The sequence below is a fragment of the Micromonospora sp. NPDC051925 genome (genome assembly GCF_044548625.1).
GTDB lineage: Bacteria > Actinomycetota > Actinomycetes > Mycobacteriales > Micromonosporaceae > Micromonospora.
The window spans coordinates 69,938-92,135 of record NZ_JBIUCH010000008.1 but is presented as its reverse complement, the minus strand read 5'-3'; the positions used below and the strand labels follow the sequence as shown (position 1 = coordinate 92,135).

At 70.8% G+C, this 22,198-nt stretch carries 17 protein-coding genes and 1 tRNA gene; 4 read left to right on the top strand and 14 right to left on the bottom strand.

The window, feature by feature from the left end:
- Positions 1–111: 111 nt before the first annotated feature.
- The 5 genes from ACIG87_RS12725 to argS form a co-directional block, all read right to left on the bottom strand.
- A complete protein-coding gene (locus tag ACIG87_RS12725) occupies positions 112–3,381 on the bottom strand; it encodes an efflux RND transporter permease subunit (RefSeq protein ID WP_396850651.1) in 3,270 nt (1,089 codons plus the stop codon).
- Positions 3,382–3,526: 145 nt separating this feature from the next.
- Positions 3,527–4,576, bottom strand: a complete 1,050-nt coding sequence (thrC, locus tag ACIG87_RS12720; RefSeq protein ID WP_396850827.1) for a threonine synthase — start codon at positions 4,574–4,576, stop codon at positions 3,527–3,529.
- Positions 4,577–4,692: 116 nt separating this feature from the next.
- On the bottom strand, positions 4,693–6,006 hold the full coding sequence (locus tag ACIG87_RS12715) for a homoserine dehydrogenase (protein ID WP_396850826.1): 1,314 nt from the start codon (positions 6,004–6,006) through the stop codon (positions 4,693–4,695).
- 8 nt (positions 6,007–6,014) lie between these two features.
- Positions 6,015–7,400, bottom strand: a complete 1,386-nt coding sequence (gene lysA, locus ACIG87_RS12710) for a diaminopimelate decarboxylase (RefSeq protein ID WP_396850650.1) — start codon at positions 7,398–7,400, stop codon at positions 6,015–6,017.
- 88 nt (positions 7,401–7,488) lie between these two features.
- Positions 7,489–9,153 carry an arginine--tRNA ligase gene (gene argS, locus ACIG87_RS12705; RefSeq protein ID WP_396850649.1) on the bottom strand — a complete coding sequence of 555 codons (1,665 nt, stop codon included), beginning with the start codon at positions 9,151–9,153 and terminating at the stop codon, positions 7,489–7,491.
- A gap of 98 nt (positions 9,154–9,251) precedes the next feature.
- On the opposite strand from argS, the gene ACIG87_RS12700 reads away from it, so the two are divergent.
- The 4 genes from ACIG87_RS12700 to ACIG87_RS12685 all read left to right on the top strand — a co-directional run bounded on the left by ACIG87_RS12700 (position 9,252) and on the right by ACIG87_RS12685 (position 11,972).
- Entirely contained in the window at positions 9,252–10,067 is an 816-nt protein-coding gene (locus ACIG87_RS12700; RefSeq protein ID WP_396850648.1) for a DUF3105 domain-containing protein, read from the top strand.
- 10 nt (positions 10,068–10,077) lie between these two features.
- Positions 10,078–10,746, top strand: coding sequence for a DUF305 domain-containing protein (locus ACIG87_RS12695; RefSeq protein ID WP_396850647.1), 669 nt, complete (start codon positions 10,078–10,080; stop codon positions 10,744–10,746).
- A gap of 254 nt (positions 10,747–11,000) precedes the next feature.
- On the top strand, positions 11,001–11,696 hold the full coding sequence (locus ACIG87_RS12690) for a winged helix-turn-helix domain-containing protein (RefSeq protein ID WP_396850825.1): 696 nt from the start codon (positions 11,001–11,003) through the stop codon (positions 11,694–11,696).
- 204 nt (positions 11,697–11,900) lie between these two features.
- A tRNA-Arg gene (locus tag ACIG87_RS12685) sits at positions 11,901–11,972 on the top strand.
- A gap of 130 nt (positions 11,973–12,102) precedes the next feature.
- On the opposite strand, the gene ACIG87_RS12680 is transcribed toward ACIG87_RS12685, so the two are convergent.
- From ACIG87_RS12680 to ACIG87_RS12640, 9 genes are read right to left on the bottom strand one after another with little or no spacing between them, the layout of a single operon-like run.
- Positions 12,103–13,140 carry a helix-turn-helix transcriptional regulator gene (locus tag ACIG87_RS12680; RefSeq protein ID WP_396850646.1) on the bottom strand — a complete coding sequence of 346 codons (1,038 nt, stop codon included), beginning with the start codon at positions 13,138–13,140 and terminating at the stop codon, positions 12,103–12,105.
- Positions 13,141–13,199: 59 nt separating this feature from the next.
- Positions 13,200–14,297 carry a glycosyltransferase family 4 protein gene (locus tag ACIG87_RS12675; protein ID WP_396850645.1) on the bottom strand — a complete coding sequence of 366 codons (1,098 nt, stop codon included), beginning with the start codon at positions 14,295–14,297 and terminating at the stop codon, positions 13,200–13,202.
- Positions 14,284–15,231: a DNA-3-methyladenine glycosylase family protein gene (locus ACIG87_RS12670; protein ID WP_396850644.1), complete on the bottom strand. Its 948-nt coding sequence runs from the start codon at positions 15,229–15,231 to the stop codon at positions 14,284–14,286. Before ACIG87_RS12670 ends, ACIG87_RS12675 begins: the two co-directional genes overlap by 14 nt.
- Positions 15,228–16,169, bottom strand: a complete 942-nt coding sequence (locus ACIG87_RS12665; protein ID WP_396850643.1) for an LD-carboxypeptidase — start codon at positions 16,167–16,169, stop codon at positions 15,228–15,230. The genes ACIG87_RS12670 and ACIG87_RS12665 overlap by 4 nt, the downstream gene beginning before the upstream one ends.
- Before the next feature lie 5 nt (positions 16,170–16,174).
- The gene (locus ACIG87_RS12660) at positions 16,175–18,580 is read right to left on the bottom strand and encodes an SUMF1/EgtB/PvdO family nonheme iron enzyme (RefSeq protein ID WP_396850642.1); all 2,406 of its coding nucleotides are present in this window, start codon (positions 18,578–18,580) and stop codon (positions 16,175–16,177) included.
- A gap of 9 nt (positions 18,581–18,589) precedes the next feature.
- Positions 18,590–19,321, bottom strand: coding sequence for an SDR family NAD(P)-dependent oxidoreductase (locus ACIG87_RS12655; RefSeq protein WP_396850641.1), 732 nt, complete (start codon positions 19,319–19,321; stop codon positions 18,590–18,592).
- The gene (locus ACIG87_RS12650; protein WP_396850640.1) at positions 19,321–19,755 is read right to left on the bottom strand and encodes a hypothetical protein; all 435 of its coding nucleotides are present in this window, start codon (positions 19,753–19,755) and stop codon (positions 19,321–19,323) included. The genes ACIG87_RS12655 and ACIG87_RS12650 overlap by 1 nt, the downstream gene beginning before the upstream one ends.
- Positions 19,752–21,131 (bottom strand): B12-binding domain-containing radical SAM protein, encoded by a 1,380-nt coding sequence (locus ACIG87_RS12645; RefSeq protein ID WP_396850639.1) that lies wholly within the window; start codon positions 21,129–21,131, stop codon positions 19,752–19,754. The genes ACIG87_RS12650 and ACIG87_RS12645 overlap by 4 nt, the downstream gene beginning before the upstream one ends.
- Entirely contained in the window at positions 21,128–22,177 is a 1,050-nt protein-coding gene (locus tag ACIG87_RS12640) for a radical SAM protein (protein WP_396850638.1), read from the bottom strand. Before ACIG87_RS12640 ends, ACIG87_RS12645 begins: the two co-directional genes overlap by 4 nt.
- Positions 22,178–22,198 lie beyond the last annotated feature (21 nt).

The window sequence follows — 22,198 nt, the reverse complement described above, 5'->3', positions numbered from 1 at the left end:
CCCGACGCGACGCGCCCCCGGGCCGGTGACCCCGGGCCGGGGGCGCGTCGTGGCTTTGACGGTCGCGGCGCGTCCTGCCTCGACGGTCGCGGCGCGTAGCGCGAGGGGGAGCTACTCGGTCGGCGGCAACGGTGACCGGCGACTCTTCGGCAGCCGCAGCACCTCGAACTGGTCGGTACCGTCCACCAACGCGGGCGACGGCGTCGGCCCGGCCTGCGGTTCGGCCGCCGCCTCGGCAGCCGGGGCACCCACCGGGGCCGGGACCTCGGCGGCCCGGTCCTCGGGCGCCCCGGTCGGGCCGCCGGGGACGCGCCGGCCACGATCGCCGGCCCGCCGCTCGCGCAGCGACTCCTTGGTGCGCTCCACCATCGTGTAGAGGGTCGGCACCAGGACCAGGGTGAGCAGGGTGGAGCTGAGCAGGCCACCGATCACCACCACCGCGAGCGGCTGGGAGATGAAGCCACCCTCGCCGGTGAGCCCGAGGGCCATCGGCAACAGCGCGAAGATGGTGGCCACCGCGGTCATCAGGATCGGCCGCAGCCGACGCCGGCCGCCCTCGACCACCGCCTCGGCGATGCCCATCCCCTGCGCCCGGTACTGGTTGACCAGATCCAGCAGCACGATCGCGTTGGTCACCACGATGCCGACGAGCATGAGCACGCCGATCAGCGCCGGCACGCCCAGCGGGGTTCCGGTGACCAGCAGCAGGCCGATCGCACCGGTCGCCGCGAACGGGATGGAGATCAACAGGATCAACGCCTGGGTGATGCTCCGGAACGTCGCCACCATGATCAGGAAGACGATCGCGATCGCGGCCAGCACGGCCAGGCCCAGGTCGCCGAAGGCGTCCTGCTGCTGGGCGCTCGCGCCGCCGACGGTGATCGTCGCCCCCGGCACGTCGACGCCGTCCAACCGCTTTTCCAGCTCGGTCGTGGTCGCGCCGAGGTTCGACCCGGTGGCCGTGCCGGTCACCGACACGCTGCGCTCACCGTCGATCCGGGTGACCTGCTGCGGCCCCTCACCCCGGGTGACGTCGGCGATGTCGTCCAGCTTGACCGGGCCCACCGGCAGCGCCCGCAACTGCTCCTCGGTCACCGGTGGGGTCGCCGTGGTACGCAGCACCACGTCCTGCTGACCGCCGTCCAGCGTCACCCGGCCCAGCGGGCTGCCCCGGTACGCCTGCGACACCAGCTGCCCGACCGCCGCCTCGCTCAACCCGACGCGGGCCGCGGCCAGCCGGTCGACGGTGACGTCGACCTGGGGCACCCGGTCGGCCAGGCTGGTGGCGACGTCCTCGACCCCGGGGGTGCCGGCCATCGCGGCCCGGACCTGCTCGGCGGCCCGGTTGAGGGTGTCGGTGTCGGCGGCCTGGACGACCACCTCCAGCTGGTTGCCGGAGGTGCTGCTCTGCCCGGCGTCGAAGCTCAGCTCGCCGGCCCCGGAACCGAGCTTGTCGAACTCCCTGCGGAGAACCTGCTTCATCTCCTTGGCGTCGGTGTCACCGCCGAGCGCCACCGACCAGCTGGCGACGTTGTTGCCGCCGCCGCCCTGCCACGGCTGGTCACTGCCCCCCGCGCTCACCTGGTACGTCTCGACCCCGTCGGTACGCCCCAGCACCCCCTCCACCAGGCGGGCCGCCTGGTCGGTGGCGGCCAGCCCCGACCCGGCCGGCAGCTTCTGGCTGATGCTCAGGGTGTCCTGGCCGGAGTCGTCGAGGAAGTTGGTCTCCAGCTTCTGGGCCAGCCCGAAGGTGCCGAACAGCAGCAGGATGCCCACCGCCACGGTGATCCACCGGGTCCGGCGGGTCCGGGTGGCGAACCCGATCGCCGGCAGGTACGCCCGCTGCAACGGGCTGTGCAACTCCTTCTCCTCGGCGGCCCGACGCACCGCCTCGTCCGCCCCGTCCCGCGGCGGCCTGAGGAACCAGTACGCCAGCACCGGGATCACCGTCAGCGACACCAGCAGCGAGGCGAGCAGGGCCACCGTGACGGTGATCGCGAACGGTGCGAAGAGCTGCCCGACGAAACCGCCCACCAGCGCGATCGGCGCGAACACCGCGACCGTGGTGAGCGTCGACGCGGTGACCGCCCCGGCCACCTCCCGGACGGCGGTGACGATCGCGTCCCGCTTCGGCTCGCCGTACTCCAGATGGCGTTTGATGTTCTCCAACACCACGATCGAGTCGTCGACCACCCGCCCGACCGCGATGGTCAACGCGCCCAGGGTGAGCAGGTTGAGGGAGTAGTCGCCGATCCAGAGGGCGAGCAGCGCCACCACCACCGACAGCGGGATGGAGACCGCGGTGACCAGGGTGGACCGGACCGACAGCAGGAAGACCAGGATCACCACGACCGCCATCAGCAGGCCGAGCAGGCCCTCGGTGGTCAGGCTCTCGATCGACTTCTCCACGAACGGGGCCTGGTCGAACACGATGGTCAGCTCGGCCCCGGAGGCGGACTCCAGCTCGTCCAGCCGGTCCCGGATGTCGTGCGAGATGCGTACGGCGTTGCCGTCCTGGGCGGCCGTGACCTGGACCCCGATGCTCTCCTTGCCGTTGGTGCGGGTGAGCGCGGTGGCCGGGGCGAGCTGCTGTTCGACGGTCGCCACGTCACCGAGCCGGACCGGGGCGGCCTTCGGCGCGGTCGAGGTCAGCGCGATGCCGCGCAGCTCGTCGAGGGTGGTGACCGGGGCGCCCACCTGCACCGGCAGCGCGCTGGTGCCGTCGACGACCGCGCCGGCCGGGACGGCGATCCCGTTGGTCTTCAGCGCGGTGGCGATCGCGGTCGGCGTGAGCTTCGCGGCGGCGAACTTCGCCGGGTTCGGCACGATCGTCACGACCTGGTCGCGGGTGCCGGTCACGGCGACCGTGCGGACGCCGTCGATCCCCTCCAGCTCGGGTACGACGGTGTCGCGCAGCTTGCCGGCGAGCGCCTGCTCGTCGCCCCCGCCGGTGGCGGCCAGCACCACGGCCGGCAGGTCGTCCGTGCTGCCGGTGATGACCTGCGGGTCGACCTCCTCCGGCAGTTGCGCGTCGAGGCGGCTCAGCGCGGTCTGCATCTTGCTGGCCGCGTCGTCGATGTCGGTGCCGAAGACGAACTGCACCGAGACGGTCGCCGACCCCTCCCGCGAGGTGGAGGTGATCTTCTCCAGCCCGGGGATGCTCTGGAGGCTGTTCTCGATCGGCTCGGTGACCTGCGCCTCGACGATCTCCGGCGAGGCACCCGGGTAGACCGCGACGACGAACGCACCGGGGAACTCCAGCGACGGCAGGAGCTGCTGCTTGAGCGAGGGGACGGTGAACGCCCCGAACGCCGCGGTCACCACCGCGATCAGGGCGACGAGCCCCCGGTTGGCGAGGCTGGATCTGGCGAGCAGCGACATCGGCGGGGCTCACTCCTGGGAGAGGGGACAGGCGTAGGCAAAGTCTGCCCGACCCGGTCTCCCCCACCCCCACGGGGTCACCGCCTCCCGGTCGGGGCCGGCGGCGGCCGGGTGGGCGCCGCACCGGCCGCCGAGACGGGCGGGATCAGGCCAGGTCGAGGGCGCGGGCGGCGGTCAGGGCGTCGTTGGCGATGGTGATCGGGGCGGGGGCGGTGGAGATCGCCCACTCCGGATCCTTCAGGCCGTGACCGGTGACCGTGCAGACCACCGTGGCGCCGGCCGGAACCCGACCCGCCGCGCCCTGCTGGAGCAGGCCCGCCACGCTGGCCGCGCTGCCCAGCTCGACGAAGACCCCCACCTCCCGGGCGAGCAGCCGGTACGCCGAGAGGATCTCCCGGTCGGTCACCGCAGCGATCAGCCCCTGTGAGGCGTCCCGGGCGTCGAGCGCCTTGGTCCAGCTGGCCGGATTGCCGATCCGGATGGCGGTGGCGATGGTCGACGGCTCGGCCACCACCTGACCGCTGACGATCGGTGCCGCCCCGGCAGCCTGGAAGCCGTACATCTTCGGGGCCCGGGTGGCGTTGCCGTCCCGCAGGTCCTCCGAGTAGCCCATCCAGTAGGCGGAGATGTTGCCGGCGTTGCCGACCGGCAGGCAGTGGATGTCGGGGGCGTCACCGAGCGCCTCGACGATCTCGAAGGCGGCCGTCTTCTGGCCGTGCAGCCGGTCCGGGTTGACCGAGTTGACCAGGGCCACCGGGAAGTCCTGGGCGAGCTTCGAGGCCAACGCGAGGCAGTCGTCGAAGTTGCCCTGCACCTGGAGCAGCTTCGCCCCGTGCACCAGCGCCTGGGCCAACTTGCCCAGCGCGATCTTGCCCTGCGGCACCAGCACCGCGCAGGTGATCCCGGCCCGCGCCGCGTACGCGGCGGCGGAGGCGCTGGTGTTGCCGGTGGAGGCGCAGATGATCGCCTTGTCGCCGGCCTCGACCGCCTTGGAGACGGCGACCGTCATGCCCCGGTCCTTGAACGAGCCGGTCGGGTTGGCCCCCTCGACCTTCAGGTAGACGTCGGCGCCGAGCCGGGCGGAGAGCGCCGGCGCGGGCAGCAGCGGGGTGTTCCCCTCGTGCAGGGTGACCACGGGCGTGGCGTCGGTGACCGGCAGCCGGTCCCGGTACGTCTCGATCAGGCCCCGCCACATGTCGCTCTCCTCGCCTCTGCCCGCCCCGGTCGCGCCGGAGCCCCTGCCAGCCTGGACCAGGCTCACCGACCGACCGCCGGCACACCCACCGATAACCATCAGGCGAGACGCCGGGGTCACGCCCCGCCCTCGACCCGCAGCACGCTCGCCACCGACCGGACGGTGTCCAGCCCCCGCAGCTCCCGTACCGTCGCGGCGAGCGCGGCGTCCGGGGCGACGTGGGTGACGATGACCAGGTCGGCGTCCTCGCCACGACCCGCCGGGCCGCCGCCGGCCGGGCCCTGCCGGACGGTGGCGATGGAGACGTCGTGCCGGGCGAACACCCCGGCCACCGACTGGAGCACACCCGGCCGGTCGGCCACGTCGAGGCTGATGTGGTAGCGGGTCAGCGCCTCCCCCATCGGCCGGACCGACAGGTCGGCGTAGGCGGACTCGCTGGCGGCGTGGGCGCCGGCGAGCCGGTTGCGGGCCACCGCCACCACGTCACCGAGGACCGCGCTGGCGGTCGGTGCGCCACCGGCCCCCCGGCCGTAGAACATCAGCTGCCCGGCCGCCTCGGCCTCGACGAAGACCGCGTTGAACGCGTCGCCGACGCTGGCCAGGGGGTGGGTCAGCGGGATCATCGCCGGGTGCACCCGGACGCTGACCGTCTCCCGGCCGGAGGCGTCGACGCCCCGGGCGGCGATGCAGAGCAGCTTGATGGTGCAGCCCATCGCCTTGGCGCTGGCCATGTCGGCGACGGTCACCTCGGTGATGCCCTCGCGGTGCACGTCGGCGGCGGTGACCCGGGTGTGGAAGGCCAGCGAGGCCAGGATGGCGGCCTTCGCGGCGGCGTCGAAGCCCTCCACGTCGGCGGTCGGGTCGGCCTCGGCGTACCCCAGCTCGGTCGCCTCGTCCAGCGCCTCGGCGAAGCCGGCGCCGGTGGCGTCCATCGCGGAGAGGATGAAGTTGGTGGTGCCGTTGACGATGCCGGTGACCCGGTTGATCCGGTCGCCGTGCAGCGACTCGCGCAGCGGACGCAGCAGCGGGATCGCCCCGGCGACGGAGGCCTCGTAGTAGAGGTCGGCCCCGCCCTCGGCCGCCGCGTCGTGCAGGGCCGCACCGTCCTCGGCGAGCAGCGCCTTGTTGGCGGTGACCACGCTCTTGCCGGCGCGCAGCGCCTCCACCAGCCAACTCCGCGCCGGTTCGATACCGCCGACCACCTCGACGACCACGTCCACGTCGTCGCGTTTGATCAGGCCGAGCGGGTCGGTGGTGAACAGCGCCGGGTCGACGGGAAGGTCACCCCGGTCCCGGCCGACCCGGCGTACGGCGATGCCGGCGATCTCCAGCGGAGCGCCGATCCGGGCGGTGAGGTCGGCGGACTGCGCGTGCAGCAGCCGGATCACCTCGCTACCGACCGTTCCGCAGCCGAGCAGCGCCAAGCGCACAGGTGACGTCATCCCACATCCAAAGCGAGCAGGTCTTCTTCGGTCTCCCGGCGAACGATCAGCCGGGCGCTGCCGTCACGCACCGCGACCACCGGGGGTCGGGGCACGTGGTTGTAGTTGCTGGCCATGCTCCGGCAGTACGCCCCCGTGCCGGGGACCGCGACAAGATCTCCGGGCTGCACGTCGGCGGGCAGGAATTCATCCTTCACCACGATGTCCCCGGCCTCACAGTGCTTTCCCACCACGCGGGCCAGCAGCGGCTCGGCCGTCGAGGCCCGGTTCGCCACCGTCGCCGAGTACGACGCGTCGTAGAGGGCGGTCCGGATGTTGTCGCTCATCCCGCCGTCCACGCTCACGTACGTCCGGAGGCCATCGACGTTCTTGACGGTGCCGACCTCGTAGAGGGTGAAGACGGCGGGGCCGACGATGGCCCGGCCCGGCTCGATCGACAGGTGCGGCACGGCCAGGTTCTCCGCCGCGCACTCCGAGTCGATGATCTTGCGGAGCCGCTTGCCCAGCTCCTGCGGGGCGGCCGGGTCGTCCTGGGTGGTGTACGCGATGCCGAAGCCGCCGCCCAGGTCCAGCTCGGGCAGCTCCACCCCGCGCGCGTCGCGGATCTGCGCCTGCAGGGCGAGTATCCGGCGGGCGGAGACCTCGAAGCCGCTGGTGTCGAAGATCTGCGAGCCGATGTGCGAGTGCAGGCCGCGCAGGTCCAGCACGCCCTCGTCGATGACCTTGAAGGCCGCCGCGGCAGCGGCCCCGCCGGCGAGGGAGAAGCCGAACTTCTGGTCCTCGTGCGCGGTGGCGATGAACTCGTGGGTGTGCGCCTCCACCCCGACGGTGACCCGGACCAGCACGCCGGGCCGGACCTTGCGCTCCCGGGCCAGCGCGGTGAGCCGGTCGATCTCGGTGAACGAGTCGAGGATGATCCGGCCCACCCCGGCGTCCAGCGCCCGGGTCAGCTCGGCGACCGACTTGTTGTTGCCGTGGAAGCCGATCCGCTCCGCCGGCATCCCCGCCGACAACGCGGTGGCCAGCTCACCACCGGTGCAGACGTCCAGGTGCAGGCCCTCCTCGGCGATCATCCGGATCACCGCCCGGCAGAGGAACGCCTTGCCCGCGTAGTAGACGTCCACGTCGGGGAAGGCGTCCCGGAAGTCGCGGGCGCGCGAGCGCAGGTCGTCCTCGTCGAGGACGTAGACGGGGGTGCCGTACTCGGCCGCGAGGTCGGCGACGCCGAGGCCCGCGACGGTCAGCGCGCCGTCGACGCCGCGCGCCACCGCGCGCGGCCACAGCTGCGGCACCAGGGCGTTGACGTCGACCGGGGGACGCAGCCAGGCCGGCTCCCGGTGGCCGATGTCGCCGTGCAGGGCACCGGCTTCGTGGGCGCGCATCAGCGACCTCCGCCCCGGGGCCGCGGCGACCGCCGGCCCACTCCGCCGGCCTGCGGACGCAGGCCCGTTCCTCGGGTACGCATCAGAGCTACATCCTCTCCGGGGCGGAGACGCCGAGCAGGCGCAGCCCGTTGGCGATCACGGTACGGGTGGCGTCGTTGAGCCAGAGCCGGGCCCGGTGCAGGTCGGTGACCTCCTCGTCGCCGCGCGGCAGGATCCGGCAGTTGTCGTAGAACCGGTGGTACGCCCCGGCCAGGTCCTCCAGGTAGCGGGCGACCCGGTGCGGCTCGCGCAGCTCGGCGGCGGCGGCGACCACGGCGGGGAACTCGGCGAGCGCCTTGAGCAGCTCGTTCTCCTTCTCGTGGTCGAGCAGGTCCGGCCGGAAGGTGTCCGGGTCGCCCCGGTCCAGCCCGATCTCGGCGGCGTTGCGGCCGACGCTTGCCGTCCGGGCGGCGACGTACTGCACGTAGTAGACCGGGTTGTCGCGGGTGGCCCGGGTCCACAGCTCGACGTCGATGTCGATAGGCGAGTCGCTGGAGTAGCGGGCCAGCGCGTACCGGGAGGCGTCGACGCCGATCGCGTCGACCAGGTCCTCCAGGGTGACCACGGTGCCGGCCCGCTTGCTCATCCGCACCGGAGCGCCGTCGCGGACCAGGTTGACCAGCTGGCCGATGAGGATCTCCAGGTTGACGGCCGGGTCGTCGCCGAAGCAGGCGGCCATCGCCTTCATCCGCCCGAGGTAGCCGTGGTGGTCGGCGCCCAGCATGATCACGACCCGCTCGAAGCCGCGCTCCCGCTTGTCGAGGTAGTAGGCGCAGTCGGCGGCGAAGTACGTCCACTCGCCGTTGGACTTGCGCAGCACCCGGTCCTTGTCGTCGCCGAAGTCGGTGGTGCGCAGCCAGGTCGCCCCGTCGGCCTCGTACAGGTGCCCCTGCGCGCGGAGCCGGTCGAGCGCCAGGTCCAGCTCGCCCCGGTCGTGCAGGTCCTTCTCGTTGAAGTAGGTGTCGAACTCCACCCCGAAGCCACGCAGCGAGGACCTGATCTCGTCGAACATCAGCGCCACGCCCTCGACCCGGAACACCTCCTGGGCGTCGGCGTCGGCCAGGTCGAGCACGTCCGGACGGATCGCCCGGACCTGCTCGGCGATCTCGGCGATGTACGCCCCACCGTAGCCGTCCTCGGGGGCCGGTTCACCCTTCGCGGCGGCCAGCAGCGACCGGGCGAACCGGTCGATCTGCGAGCCGGCGTCGTTGAAGTAGTACTCGGTGCCCACGTCGGCGCCGGCGGCCCGCAGCAGCCGGCTCAACGCGTCCCCGACGGCGGCCCAGCGGACCCCGCCGATGTGCACCGGGCCGGTCGGGTTCGCCGAGACGAACTCCAGGTTGATCTTCTGGCCGGCGAGCCGGTCGCTGCGCCCGTACTCCGCGCCGGTCTCGACGATCACCCGGGCGAGCTGGCCTGCGGCGGCGGCGTCGAGCCGGATGTTGAGGAACCCGGGACCGGCGATCTCCACCGACTTGACCCCGGCCGCGCGGCCGAGCTGTTCGGCCAGCGCAGCGGCCAACTCCCGGGGCGGGACGCCCACCTTCTTGCTGAGCTGGAGGGCCAGCGTCGAGGCGTAGTCACCGTGGTCGGGGTTGCGCGGTCGCTCCACCGCCGTACCCGCCGGAAGCGCGGCGGGGTCGAGCCCGCGCTCGGTGAATACGGCGTGGGCTGCGGAGAGGACGACCTCGGCGAGTTCTGCGGGAGTCACCGAACCATGTTATCGGGGGTAGACTCGGGCACTCGGCGGCGACCCTGAGCGTCACCCGGCCCGCCAGATCCCCTGACCGACCGACCTGACGAGGCACGATGAGCATCAGCACTCCGGGCGGCCCTGAGCGCCGCCCGACCGTGGTCAGCACCGGCAAGAAGCCGGCGGCAGGCCGGCCCGCGTCCGGCGTCAAGCCCGGGGCCGGCAAGTCCGCGGGCGCCCCCCGGCAGACCGCGGGCGGCAAGGGCCCCCGTAAGCCGATCGCGCCGGTGAAGGTGAGCCAGGGCCGGTCCTGGGGCCCGATCGCCCTGTTCGTCGCCGTGGGTGTGCTCGCCGCCTCGATCATCGGCTACGGCGCGTACGCGGCCTTCCAGGGGTCCAAGTCGTGGGAGAAGCGGGCCTCCGAGATCGACGGCATCGTCGACTACCGCAAGAAGGACTCCAAGCTCGTCCAGGGCGGCCAGCACCAGCAGGGCGCGATCAAGTACGACGTCCTCCCGCCGGTGGGCGGCGCGCACAACCCGTCGTGGCAGAACTGCATGGGCGACGTCTACGACGCCCCGATCGCCAACGAGCACGCGGTGCACAGCCTGGAGCACGGCACGGTCTGGATCACCTACCGCCCCGATCTGCCGGCCGACCAGGTCAGCAAGCTCAGGAGCAAGGTCCAGGGCGTCGAGAAGGCCATGCTCAGCCCGTTCGAGGGGCTGGACAAGCCCATCTCGCTCCAGGCGTGGGGCTACCAGCTCAAGGTCGACGACGCCGACGACAGCCGGATCGACGAGTTCATCAAGACGCTGCGGGTGAACGCCTCGGTCGAGGGTCCGAACGCCAACTGCGGCCAGGGCATCACGGCCACCGGCACCGCCCCGCGCGACGACGTCCCGCAGCAGCAAGAACAGCCCACCCAGTGAGGACGTGGCGATGACCGCCCCCGCGACGACCGACACGCCGCCCGCCGAGCCCTCGGTCACCACCTCCGGTGACCGGCGGCCCGCCGGCCGCTACGGCGTGCTCGCCCTGGCCGCCGCCGTCGTGGTCGGTCTCCTCCTCGGGTACGCCGGCGGCCTGCTGACCCCGACGTTGACCCGGCCGGGCGACAACTCGGCGGAGGCGGGCTTCGCCCGGGACATGAGCACCCACCACGCCCAGGCGGTGGAGATGGGGCTGATCGCCTTCGACCGGGGCACCGACTCCGAGGTACGGCAGATCGGCGGCGACATCGCCACCGGCCAGCAGGGCGAGATCGGCACCATGCAGACCTGGCTGCGGTCGTGGGGGCTGGACCCGACCGGCTCACAGCCCCGGATGGCCTGGATGCCCGACGGTGGGGGTCAGCTCGAGAACGGCCTGATGCCGGGCATGGCGACTCCGGAGGAGATGGCGAAGCTGCGCGCCGCCCAGGGCCGCGAGTTGGACGTCCTCTTCCTCCAGATGATGATCAAGCATCACCTCGGCGGTATCCACATGATCCAGGGGATCCTCGACGCCGGGGACGACGACGACGTCCTCAAGGTCGCGCAGATCATGAAGAACACCCAGCAGACGGACCTCACCAACCTCCAGAACGCCCTGAAGCGCCTCGGCGGCTGACCCCGTCGTCGTCCCGAGAGGCCCGCGTCCCGCTTCGGCGGACGCGGGCCTCCGCGCGTCGCCCCTCCCACCCGGGCCGGGTCACGTCACCGCCGCCACGTCGCCCCGCCGGACCGGTGCCGCGTCGCTTTGCGAATCCTTGGTCAGGTTATGGGTGATTTTAGGTTTTAGCGGGTTCCGCACCTTTATGGCACTACGAGACTTTTCTCCATACATATCGTGACCAGTTGCGATTCGTGCTCGTTGCGCAGGACGTGGGGGTTGCACTCAGAGACGCGCGGCGCTCGGTCACCAGTTGGTGCCGACGCCACACCATCGGCGGTGACGGAGCGGTGGCAGCCGCCCGTCGCGGACACCGGCAGGGCGAGTCGGGAGCGCTCAGCCGGGAACAGGAACTCGAACTGATCGACGTACTCCGGGGCGTCCACCCCGACGAGTTCGGGCTGGACGAGGAGCTCTGGACGCGACAGAGCCTCGCCGCGCTGATCCAGCGCCGCTTCGACCTGACCATGGACGCCGGCGCGGTCGGGGCGTACCTGCGGGCCTGGGGCTTGGGTCCGCGGGAGCCGCGCGAGCGGGCCTGCGGGCTCTGCGTCGGCGCGGTCGAGCGCTGGGTACGCGGCGAGTACCCGGTCATCACCCGGAACGCCCAGGAACACGACGCGGAGGTCTACTGGATCGGCCGGGTGCGCCTGCGCGGCACCATGCCCGCCGCCGAGGTGCTCTCGGCGGTGTCGTCCCGGGGCCGGGTCCGGTTCATGGTCACCACACCGAGCGTGGACCCGCCGCTGCCCCGGGACTTCGTGTTCCGGCTCAGCGGTGCCGACCAGCACCCGGTGCACCTGATCGTGGACGGCTCCTGGCCCAGGAACGAGTGGCCCCGCCGGCTGCCCCGCCGCATCGTGCTGCACCCCCTGCCGAGCTGCGGTCGCACCCTGGCCGCCGCCTGATCCGGCCGTCCGTGACGTCGGCGGCGGCGCTCCGCCTCACCGCCGACGTCACGGGGGCCACCTGACACCGACTCCCGAGACCGGCGGTGCCCCCTCCCGCCGGCCACCTGGATGATCATGCAGGTGGGAGCGGTGGGGGCGGTGGGCACCGGATGGCGATTCGGAGATCCCGCCGGGGGTTTGCTACTCTTCTCGGGTCGCTGAGCCCCCGTAGCTCAGGGGATAGAGCACCGCCCTCCGGAGGCGGGGGCGCAGGTTCGAATCCTGCCGGGGGCACGTCACAGAACTGCAACAGCGGAAGGTGGTTGATCGACACCTGATCGTAGAAGCCGCCTTCGCGCTCGGTTAACAACGTGAGGATGCCCTGGCCGATCGGCCAGGGCATCCTCACGTTGTGGCACCGCCGTTATCGTGAGCTGCGCGGGTTGCGGCCTCGGGTTGCTCGAAGCCGGCTGTCGTCGTGGAGGTAGCTGGGGTCCGTATCGGTGCTGTCTTCTCGTCCGTAGACGACCAGCGCTCGTTGATGATGGTGGCGTAGTGCCTGGCGGAGTCCTGCGGGTTCCTCAGCGGCGACGTCAGCGCCGAAGCTGGCCACAAGCGGCACGAGCCATTGCCAGTTGTCCACGTACAGAATGATCCGCGCCGTTCCGTCTGGTTCATGGTGGACCTCCGAGTCGGGCTTGAGCCCGAGCCGCAGCATCTCGTCGCGGGCGCTAGGTTGAACCTGCAGAGCGACCCGGGTGGAACCGCGCCCGTAGTCCTCGAGGTCTTGGGTCCACCACTCGCGCAGGTCGAATGCGTCGCCGGGGTGGGTGAACGTCAGGTCGGTGCGGTTGAGCCGGTCGATGAGGTTCAGGCGGTAGCGGCGGGGTTCGCCCCGGGTGGGGGCAGCGACGAGCCACCATTCGCCGCCTTTCCAGACCAGTCCGTAGGGCTTGACCGTGATCGTTTGGGCCGCCTGGGAGCGTTTGACGCGGACGGTGATCTCGATGGCGGTGCTGGTGAGCAGCGCGTAGCGAATGGCGGGCACGTGGCCGGAGCCTTCGTCTTGCCAGTACCAGTCTCGGGTGTCGAAGTAGATGCGTTGGCCGATCTTGCGGAGTGTGTCGCGGGCGTAGGCGCTGACCCCGCCGGCTTGGAGGAGGCCGGGGTCGGTGATGGCTTCGTCTCCGTTGTCGATGAGGCCGAGCACGTAGAGGCGTAGTACGTCGTCCGCGTCCATGATCAGCGGATCGACGGGGCTTTCGGCGCTGAGCCGGTAGCCGCCCTCGCGGCCGGCAACGGACTCAATGGGCAGGCCGGCGGTGTTCAGTTCTTCGATGTCGCGGTAGATGGTGCGGACGCTGACATCGAAGCGGGTGGCGAGTGCAGTGGCCGAGACCCAACTCTTGGACCGCAGTTGCTGCACGATGCCGATGTGGCGGGCATAGCGCTGGTTGACCACGATTGCTCCTGACCTGGCGACTGTCACCATTGTCAGGGTTGCGCGGTGTGGTGGCTAGATCATTGATCGAGTGCGCGGCGGTAGGTGTCGAGGAGGGCTGTACCGGCGGTCGCGGCGGTGTAGTGGGCGAGGTGGTCGGCGACGGTCTGTGCAGGGGGCGCGGGCTGCTGGCAGCGTGTGATGATCGCCTTCGCCATCTGGTCGTCGTCGTATGGGTCGGTGTAGGTCACCAGGTCACCAGCGACCTCGCGGTTGACTGCAGTGTCGGCTGCCAGCACGGGCGCGCCTGCGGCCAGCGCCTCGTGCACGGGCAGCCCGAAGCCTTCGTAGAACGACGGCCATACGAACGCGGTGCAGGTGGCGAAGTGCTGCGCGAGGCGTTCGTTGCTGAGGTGGCCGAGGACGGCGATGTCGGGCGCGCCGTTGATGGGAAAGCCGCGTTCCCAGCCGAGGCGGCCGACGAGTTTCAGTTGCGGGGGCACGGTGTCGGGGGCGGCTTGTCGGGCGAGTCGGAAGGCGCGGACCAGGCGGGGGATGTTCTTCGTGGGGATGTAGACGCCGACGGCGAGCAGGAACGGCTGCGATGGAGGTCGGGCCGTGGTGCGGGCGTGGTGGAGTTGGGCGGCGAAACGACTGTCGATGAAGTTCGGCACGACGGTCAGCGGCTGCGCGGGTTCACCGAAGACGTTGACGATGTCGGCGCGGCTGGAGTGGGAGACGGTGATGATCGCGCGGAGCTGCGGGTGGTGGAGCTGGTCGCGCAACAGGTCGTTGTCCTCCTCGCGGATGCGTTTGACCATCAGCTCTGGGTACAGGTAGCGACCGGGGTCGTGCAATGTGTAGATGGCGGGGTGGTCGAGCCGCCGGGGTAGGTCGAACGGGTAGTGCACGAGGTCGGGCTCGAAGCCGCGTAGGGCTCGGGTCAGGGCGTGGGCGTGGCGGGTGCGGACGGTGAGCACCTGGACGTGCGGGTACGCGTCGGCGGGGAACGCAGCGTGCTCGCTGTCGCGGATAACCACGGCGGTGTGGACGTGCTGGTGGACGGTGCCGAGGGCTTCGAGTAGGAGCAGGATGTAGCGTTCGACGCCGGTCTGGAAGCTGCCGCGCCAATAGCGGGCGTCGATCGCGACCCGGATTCGGGTGTCAGGATCGGGCACCGGAGCGCACCCCCACGGTCATGCCGATGGTGCTGACCCATTGCTCGGTGTCGGTGGTGAGGAAGTCGAGGACGTGTTCGCCGAGCTGTCCCCATCGTTGGTCGATGAAGTCGGCGACCGCTTCCGGGGTGGGGTTGGGGTTGTCCAGGTAGAGCCGGCCGATGACGTCGATGACGTAGGTGTCGACGTGGGGGGTGCCGCCGCTGCCGTAGACGAGGTTCGTGGTGAGGTTGGCGGTGTAGGGGCCGACGCCCTTGATGCCGAGCAGGTCGGTGATCACCTCGGCCGGTGGACGGCTGCGCCAGTCGGCCCAGGTGTAGCCGACTTCGGTGAGGTAGCTGGCCACGTTGGCGAGGTCTTTCGCGCGGAACCCGACCTTGCAGGCGCGGAGTTCTTCGTCGGTGGCGCGGGCCATCATGGGCGGTGTCGGGAACACGTACACCGGTTCGCCGGCCGCCGTCTCGCCGCTGGGCTCGCCGAAGGCGGTGGCGAGGTTGCGCATCATGGCGTAGATCCGGTTGAAGTTGGTGCGCTTGGCGCACACCACCCCGCACAGTGCTTCGAACGCGTCGGGGTAAAGCTTGCCGCGACCGAGGCCGCGGTGGTTGACGGCGGCTTGCAGGACCGGATCGCCGGAGGCGAGGGCAACGATCTGCTCGTACGGGTAGTCGAGTTGCAGGCAGCGCACTAGCGCGGCGCGGACCTGGTCGACGCCATCGGGAACGGCGTCGTCCACGGTGACCCGGGCGGTGAGCTGGTTGGGTGCGCTCTGCCTGATCCGGGCAACGGCGTGGTGAGCGTCCTTGGGTCCGATACGCAGCGGGCGGACCAGCTCGTCACCGTCGCGCACCCACGGATAGATCAGGTAGGTCTCCAGCGTGTAGGTGAAATCGACATGCGTGTCCAGGTCAAGGACAAGGTCGTGGACGTTCATCGGGCCTCGATCAGGTCGTCGCGGTAGCGCAGGACCGGGCTGGTGTCGTCGAGTTGAAGCTCGATCGTGCCGCCGATCGGCAGCGGGATCTTGCGGGGGGTGTGCCCGAACTCGACGTTGGTGATCACCGGGAAGGCCCCGCCGACGCAGCGCACGATCAGGTCGTCCCAGGTCTGGTCGGGCGCGTCACCCCGACTGGTGTCCACGGGCACGCCGACGACGAGCGCGGCGATCCGGTCGAACACACCGACCAACCGCAAGTGGGTGAGGGCAGCCTCGATGTCCACCCAGCCCACGAAGACCTCTTCGAGGATCAGGATGGCGCCGTCGAGGTCGGGTAGGTAGTCGGTCCCGACGAGCGCGCGGATGGTGCCGAGGTGCCCGCCGACGACCGGGCCTCGCACAGTGGCGTCCGCGCCACGCACGATCCTCCAGTCCTTGCCGGGGACTTCTCGGCCGGTGAGGCTGCCGGTGATGGCATCGAAGAAGGCGGTGGCGGTCTCGTCGTGTACCGGTCTTTGGAAGAAGTCGTACCCGGAGGGGCCGTGCAGGGTGAGCAGGCCGGTGCGGGCGTGGATGGCGTTGAGCAGGATGGAGGGGTCGGACATGCCGGTCAGGATGGTGGGGTTAGCGGCGATGGCGTCGTAGTCGAGCAGGGGCAGCAGTTGCGCCGCGCCTTTGCCGCCGGTGGCGGGCACGATGAGCCGCACATCGGGGTCGGTGAAGGCGGCGGTGAGATCGGCGGCGCGTTGCTCGGCCGGGCCGGCGAGGTACCCGGTAGCGGCCCGGCAGCTCGGGTAGGTGCGCACCTCGTATCCGCGACCATGCAGGTAGCCAACGAGCCGATCAAGGTCGTCACTGCTCACCGGGGATGAGGTGGCGACCACCGCCACGGTGGAGCCGGGCGGCGCGGCCGGCGGCCGTATCGTGGTGGGCATCGTCCCTACCTTTCTGATTGGTCTTCTGGGGCGGCGTCGCGGACGACGCGGAAGCCCACGAGGTGCCCGCAGTGCTCGGCGGATTCCAGGGGGCGCACGGTGGTGCGCAGGAAGTAGGTGTTGGCGCGGGTGTCGCCGCCTCGGTACTGCGGGTGGTCGCGGTAGCTGCCGGAGCACCACTGCCACACGTGGCCGGTCATGTCCTCGACTCCGAACGGCGATGCCCCCCAACAGTTGGCGGTAATCGTATGGAGGGCCGAGCCTCGGGCCAAGCAACGCGGCGGCGCGGGCATGGCGGAGCCCCAGGGGAACCAACGGCCGTCGGTGCCGCGAGCGGCGAACTCCCATTCGTCCTCGGTGGGCAGACGGCCGCCGGCCCACTGCGCGTAGCGCTGCGCCCATGCCCAGGGCACAACGGCCGGGAGTTGGCCTGTCCCGAGCGCCGGCTGCACATCCCCGACCGGTCCGAGAACGTACTGCTCGGCGGTCGCTTCGACCGCCGCGGCCTGTTCTTCTCGATCGGCCGTACGGAGGAAGGCGGCGAACATGTCGCGGCTGACGAGGTGCCGATCCATCCAGAACGGCGTGAGGTCGACCGGCCGCGGATCTTCACCGATGGGGTCGAGCCCGAACACGGACCGGGCCACGGCGCGGTCCTCCGCGCGGAGCCCGAGGGTGGCCGGGCCTCCCGGGACGAGCACCTCGGTTGCGTTGTCGCTGTCCCGCAGACGGGTTGCTGTCGGCTTCTCGGGTGCCGGCTGCAGGGTGGCGTCGAGGTAGCGGGTCATCACCGTCAGAAGATCGTCGGGGCTCTCCCCGTCCCGGGTGACGGTGGACCCGGTGAACGACCACCCGTCCCCGTCCGGTACTGGCTCGGCCCACTCCTGGTGGGCATACCACTGGGCGTACGTCTCGTTCCGGCCGTTGGGCTGCCATCGGGCGGTCAACTCCTTGATGCCCCGGCTGAGCACGACGGCTTGGGCCTGGCCGAACATGCGCCGCTGGGCTCCCGCCCACAGCAGCCGGCAGCTCGCCAAGAACGAGTCCAGCCGGGCCGGGCCGTCCGGCGGGTAGGTGATCTCAGCGCAACCAATGATCTCGTCGGCGAGGTCCGAGCCATGGTAGGTGACCCGAAACGCCAGGACGCTCCAGGCCGGGTCGGTGACCAGAGCCGCCAACTGGTCGGCGGTGCGGCGCGGGGTGGTCATATTGAACTGGTTGGTGCGGGCGTGCAACTGCGCGAGCCGCCGCAAGGTCTCCTCGTCGGTCGGGTCCTCGATGCACACGATCTCCGGCACGAGTTCGCCGCTGCGGCGGGCCTGGTAGTAGCGGGTTCGTTGCAGGTCTGAGGTCGTGGGCGGCTGGTCGTTGCCGGGGTGTAGCTGGCGACACAGGTCGGTGACGAGCAGCGGAGTGGCCGCCACTGCGGGCACGTGCAGTGCCGGATAGGCGGCGCGGAGGCGCTCCTGCTGGCCGGGGTTGTCGTCGATGAACACCGCGTGGTGAGCGGCGATCTGGTCGAAGTAGCTCAAGGCCCACGTGGTCGCGGCGGTCTTGTCGACGTCCGGTGCGGCCCACAGCTCTGCCAGCGGCACGGCAGGATCGACACGATCGAGGGCGGCCTGTGCCTCGGCCGGGTCGTTCTTACTGATGCCCGCCAGCAGGGCGCCGCGCCGCTGCCGCTCGGCCAAGTGCTGCCGCCACACCCGGTGACCGAGCTGGGTCATGGTCCCACCGACCGTGAGCGCATCCGGCAGGCCGTCCTCGGCCACCGTGCCGGGCCACAGCACTCCATCGAGGTCGGTCAGCAGCACCTTGGGTGCGGTAGCCAGGTGCGGGGCGAGTGCCTGCCAATGCGCCCAGGCCAGGTCCAGCAGGCGGTTCCACAGGTAGCCGACGCGGTCGCGGCGGCCGAGCGCCTCCAACGCGGCGGCCACCGCCGGGAAGTCCTCACCGGCGGTCAGCACGTCGAGGTCGGCCACCCGGTGCACGGGCACCACCACTGTACCGGCGATCGTCGCCGTCTCGGTCACGGCTGCGTTCGCTTGCTCCACGGCCTGCGCCGATACCGGGTCGGCATAGGGCAGGGTCTGGACCAGCAGCAGGCCCGTCCGGCCATCAACAGCGGACAGTCGTTCCCGCAGCGCAGCGGCCAGCGCGGTCTCGGCCTGGTCGGCGTTGGCGTACACCGCGCTCGCGGCGTCCAGCGCCGCCGTCACCACAACCGTGACTCTCAGCGGAGAGCCCTGCGCGTCCCCGAACCTGGCTGCGAGCCGTTGCACCAGCGACGCCAACCCGGGCAGCCGTACCCCGTCCGGGACGAAGCCGATATCCACGACCCCGGTCTCCGGGTCGCCGGCGAGGTCCGGCCGTTCGAGATCGGCCAGCCACCGCATGTACCCGACCGTCATCGTCGCCTCCTACCGAGCCCCGCTGTCGAAGACCAGCCGCACCACCGTGCCGGTGGCGTAGTCCCATACCGGGTCACAGCCCAACCCGGCGATCACGCCCGCTACCTCCTCCACCGTCAACGCCCGGCCGGCGGGCAGGCCGGCATAGTGCGCGTCGATGTCGGTGACGCCCTTGAGAGCAAGGATCTGCTCTGCCTGTGGCGAAGCAACCAGCGACGGCGCGACGACGTTGACCCGCACACCGTGCAGGGCCTCCTCCTTGGCCAGCGTCAGCGCGAGCGCCTCCAATCCCGCCTTCGACGCGGTGTACGCACCGTTGCCGGCCCCAGCCACGCGCGCGGTGTCCGAGCTGACCACCACCAGCCGGGCCGCTCCGGCGCGCGCCCGCGAGGCGAGCGCCTGCCAGGCCGTGACCAGGCCGAGCGCGTTCACCGCGAACAGCCGGGCGAACTCCTCCAGGGGCGTGTCCGCCACCGGTCGTTTGGAGGACGCAACCCCGACGGTGAACACCACAACGGCCAGCCGGTCAGGGACACCGTCCACCGCCGCCCGTAGCCCCGTGGCGTCGCCGCTGGCCGCGTCGAACGGCACCCAGCCCGTACCGGCGTCGGTGTCGTCGGGGTGCTGCCCGTGATGGGTGGCGACCACGCCCAGCCCGCGCGTGCGCAGCTCGGCCACCACGCTCCGGCCGATGGCGCCGGACCCGCCGACCACCACCGCGAGATCCTGCCCGCCGCCCATCAGGCCGCCGCCTCGGTGCGCGGCGAGTCGGGATGGTCGTTGACGAACATCTCCTCGAACCGCATCTGAACCGCCGGAATGTCGAACAGCGCACCGACCGCGCGTGCCGTGTCCGCCGAGACGGGGTCATCGCGGAGGACCACCGTCACGCAGTTCGGGAACACCACGTACATCCGCTCGTCGTCGAGGAAGTGCGCGTAGAACCGCTTCGGCAGCAACACCTTGGCTACCTGCATGGCGACTGCCAGGACTCGGTGACGGGTCACGGCGAGTTCGGCGATCTGCACCGGCAGCGTGCCGCCGAGCAGGTGCGGGTACCGGCGCACCACGACCGCCGGCAGCGGCATGGGCAGCCGTCCGTCCGTCAGGCTCTCCATCAGCACCAGGCCACGCATCATCCCCTCCGAATCCCCTGCCGACTGGCCGGGCGTCATGCCGACACCTCCGCTCGTGCTGCCCCGGGCTGCTTCACCAGACGTGTATGGGCGCGGGCACGCGCCACGGTCGCCGCCGACGTCCACGGCGTCTGCGAGTCGTAGTAGTCGAAGTCGGCCCAACCCTCCAAGGTGTCCGGTGCCTCGAACCCGTGGCGCAGCGCGTCATCGAACAGCGGCGTGCCGGGAAACGGGCCGAACAGGTGTACCCGCGTCTCCGGCCGTGGATGCAGTTGACTGATCGCGGTCAGCAGGTCGTACGTCTCGTCCACCTCGGCGTCGGTCTCCCCGGGGAACCCGACGATGAACGTGTAGCAGCCGAGGATGCCGTGCGCGGCGATGTCGGCCGCCACGTCGTACGCCTGCTCCCGGGTGATGTCCTTACGAACGATCTCCCGCAGCACCCGGTCCGAGCCCGACTCGATCCCCATCAGCAGCCGCCGGCACCCGGAGCCGGCGATGCTGCCCAACAAGTCGAGCCGCTGCTTCCGGGAGCGCAGCACATCGTTCGGGTTGATCGAGGCCGCCCAGCCGATTTCGAGCTGGCGTGCGGTGAGTGCCTGGCAGAAGTCGACCGCCCGGCGGGGCTGGACGAAGAAGTCGGCGTCGTAAAACTTGATCCCGCTCAGGTCGTACGCCTCGACCAGCTCGGCGATGTCGGCCACCAGCGGATCGGCCGGCATGGACGACCAGGCCCGCTGATACGTCAGCTCATAGCAGAACTGGCACTTGTAGACGCAGCCCTGCGACGAGACGTAGTTCAGCGTCCGGGGCGCCACCGTCGGATCATCGCGAATGTACTCCTGCACGTTGAGCAACTGCCACGGGTACCGGGCCATCATCTCCGTCTTCGGCGTGTTCACCGGCCCCTTCACCAGATGCCCGCCGCTCGTCATCAGCAGCCCCGGAACCTGGTCCAGTCGGCCCGACCCCAGCAGGCAGCGCACCAGCTCCGGCATCGACCGCTGCCCTGGGCCAACCAGCGCCATGTCCACCAGCTCGTGCGCGGCTGTCTGTTCCCCGAGCACGTTGACGTGCGGCCCGCCGAACACCACCGGTGGACATCCGGCTCGGCGTTTCGCCTCCCGCACCATCTCCAAGGCGTGCCGGATCTGCCCACCGCCGGTCATGATGCTGACCCCGATACACACCGCCCGGTCGAGGTACTCGTCCAGAAACGCCGTCCACTGCTGCGCGGTGCGCTGATTCCCGTCGAAGATCACCACATCGACGTCACCGTCCGCGAGGAGGCGTTGCGCGATCGTCAACAGCGAGAACGGCATCCAGTGGTACAAGTAGTCCTTCTCATGCTCCACCTGCGGGTAGGCCAGGATCACCAGCCGACGCCGCGCCGGAGACGGCAACAGCACCGTCATGACAGCACCGCCGCCACCGACGCCTTGGGTGCCACAGCCCGGAACGTCGCCCCCGCGTACACGTCGAGTGCCCGTTGCACGGTCGCCTCCAGCTCGCCGCCATCGCTGTCGAGCAACCCCGCCAACGGCACGGTGATCTCCTCGCGCAACAGGCAGAACTGCAACCGCAAATCGGCCGTCAGCCGCAGCGCCATCAACGCGTCATGGCACGGGAACAACGGGCAGGAGTCGCACACCGAGCCGTACCAGGCGCCGGCGGTGCTGTCCTTCACCACCACCTCGAAACCCGAGCCGAACGACAAGACCGTCATCGGGTGCCCCAACCCGCCCTGCGTCCGTGTTGAGACCTCCACGGCGTCCGCCGCGAACTGCGCCGTGATCGACTCCAACGGCACATACAGGTCCCGGACCACCCGCCCAGCACGCTTGCGCGCGAGCCGCTTCGCGAACGACTCAGCCCCCGCGTCAAGATCCTGTATGACGTCCAAGAGCTTTAGCGTCGCGACGCCTTCTCGCTCACAGAACGCCGCCAGGGCCGCCACCTCGTCGTCGTTGACCCCGGCCATCACCACCATGTTGACCTTCACCGGCACGCCCGTCGACACACACGCCCTCAGGGCGTCCAGCACGGCGGCGTGATCGTTCTGTCCCGTGATCTCCTTGTGCAACGCCGGGTCGAGCGTGTCCACGCTCATGTTGAACTGCGTCACACCAGCCTGAGCCAGCCCGGCTGCCCGAGGGCCAATGCGTGGATGGCGAGAGATGACCTCGACCTCGCTGAACGCCGCCTCGGTGCGCAGCCGTTCGACCGCCACCTCCAGCGGTTCGTACAGCGCTGGGTCACCACCGGTCAGCTTTGCGCCCGCCACACCCGCTCGGCGGACCAGGCGGCCGACTGACACGAGGTGGTCGACACTCAACTCAGTGCCGGCCGCGGTCAGCACCGCCTCACCGGACGGCCGGCAGAAGAAGCACGCACGACCGCACCGCGAGTTCACGGTGACGCGAAACTGAGGCAAAAGCCTGCCAGAACCCTGACGATCCATGCCGCAAGCCTCGGTTGGGCA